Below are 2,001 nucleotides of genomic sequence, written 5' to 3' on the forward strand. Positions count from 1 at the left end.
TGTCTAGTCCCAGGTGATGTTTGACGTTCTGGTCCCAGCTGATGCTTGACGGTGGGCCTAGACAACATCGGAAACCTCGTGGGGCTTGTTCGCCTTCACGTTGCGGACGGGGATGTCCGTGGTGCGCTGGATGACACGGACCTGGCCGTCCAGCTCGACCGTAAGAGTCGACTCCGCCACGTGCACGGTGATGGTCCGGCCCGCGTACGGGCGGCCGAGGGAGACGCTCTGCCGGCAGACCATGACCGTGCCCACCGCGCTGACCCGCCGCTGGACACGGATCGGCTCCACCCGCGGCCGGGGCGGCGGCCCCGCAGGCCGCAGACCACGCAGACGCTTGATCTCGTCAGGGCTGAGCGGGTTGGGCCGCACCCTCAGCAGTTCCCGCGAGGACGGGTCGAAGAACGACAACGTGGCCTCGTCGATGCGGATGCTCACCTGCTGCCCGCCCAGGATCTCCGCCGCCAGCACCTGGCGCCCGGCCAGCCCCACCAGCCCGTTGTTGTTGACCAGCCGGTCCACCTCGAACGCGGCCCCCTCACCCACCGGCAGCGGAGACGGACCCGCCGCACGCCCACCCCGAGCCGCCAGCTGTGCCAGATCCGCCACCGACAGATGCGACCGCACCGTCTTGATCCGCGCCCCGGCGATCAACAGGTGGATCACCTGCGTGTCGGCCCAGAACGTCACCGTCAGACCCGAGCGGGCCGGGCCCAGCCAGAACTGCTTGCCCGCGACCTGCAGATTCCCACACGCAGGCACCACCCGCTCGAACTCCACCGGCCCGCCATGCTCGACCGGCACCAGGTCACCCACCCCCTGATCCGGCAGCTCAGGAACAGCCGCGACCGGCTCAGCCGCCTCCACGGCAGCAGGCACCACCACAGGAGCCGTCCGCTGCTGCGGGACGAGCGAGAGGACCCCGGGCACCTTCAGGGTCAGCACCTCCCGCTCATGCTCCGGAACGGGCGTGAACCGGTCCGCCGGGCTCTGCATCTCAAGCGCCTGATGCGGACGGAAGGAGTTGTACTCCTGAACCCACGCATCCAGCGCCCGCTGAGCCACCTCAACACTCTCGAACGGGCCGCAGTCATCAAGGAGTTCACGCCGCAGCGTCTGATGGAACCGCTCGACCTTGCCCGTCGTGGTCGGCGAGGCCGGCTGGGTCAGCCGGTGAGCGATCCCGTTCTCCCGGCAGATCCGGTCGAACAGCACCTCACCACCGTGCCCGAACCGGTCGGTGAACTGCTTGCCGTTGTCAGTGAGCACCTCCTCCGGCACCCCGAACGACCGCAAAGCACCGACGAAGGCCGCACACACCGCCCGCCCCGTCGCCCGGGCCACGACCGACGCGATCACGCAGTACCGGGAGTGATCGTCCACCCCGGTCACGATCTTCGCCTCGGTCAGCTCACCGGTGACCGGGTCGACCAGCATGACTCCGCCGACGATGTCCATCTGCCACAACTGCATCGGCCGATCACGCTGCCAGCGCTTGTAGTCCGACCGCTTACGACGGCGCACACCCGGCTCCACAAGCCCATGCCGCACCAAGATCCGATACACCGTCATCCGCGACGGCACCGGATCCACCGCCCCAGAACGCTCCAGCACATGAGCGATCCGCCGCGGACCCCACCGAGGATGCCTGCGCCGCAGCTCACACACAGCCGCCTCCACCTCGACAGAGGCCTGATGCGGACACGAGACCGGCCTGCGAGAACGGTCCGCCAACCCCGCCAGACCCGAGGCCTCATACCGGGACTTCCACCCGCTCACCGTCTGCCGCGACACCCCGAGCGATGCGGCGACCTCGGTCACCGTCGCGCCCGCCAACACTGCCAGCACAGCCCGGTATCTCTGCTCGACAACCGACAACTCCACCAGAGCCAATCCCGGCCTCCCGCCACACGCCGCAACGACGTGCACAGAAAAGCCGATCACGGCCCCCGTCAACCATCAGCTGGGATCGAACTGTCAAGCATCACCCGGGATCGGACA

1 protein-coding gene is annotated in these 2,001 nt (G+C 68.4%); it reads right to left on the reverse strand.

The features are described from left to right. Positions 1-57: 57 nt before the first annotated feature. Positions 58-1,944 carry an IS481 family transposase gene (locus AB0959_RS52940; RefSeq protein WP_366834207.1) on the reverse strand — a complete coding sequence of 629 codons (1,887 nt, stop codon included), beginning with the start codon at positions 1,942-1,944 and terminating at the stop codon, positions 58-60. Positions 1,945-2,001: the final 57 nt, after the last annotated feature.

The organism is Streptomyces sp. NPDC046862, from assembly GCF_040704615.1.
Lineage (GTDB): Bacteria > Actinomycetota > Actinomycetes > Streptomycetales > Streptomycetaceae > Streptomyces.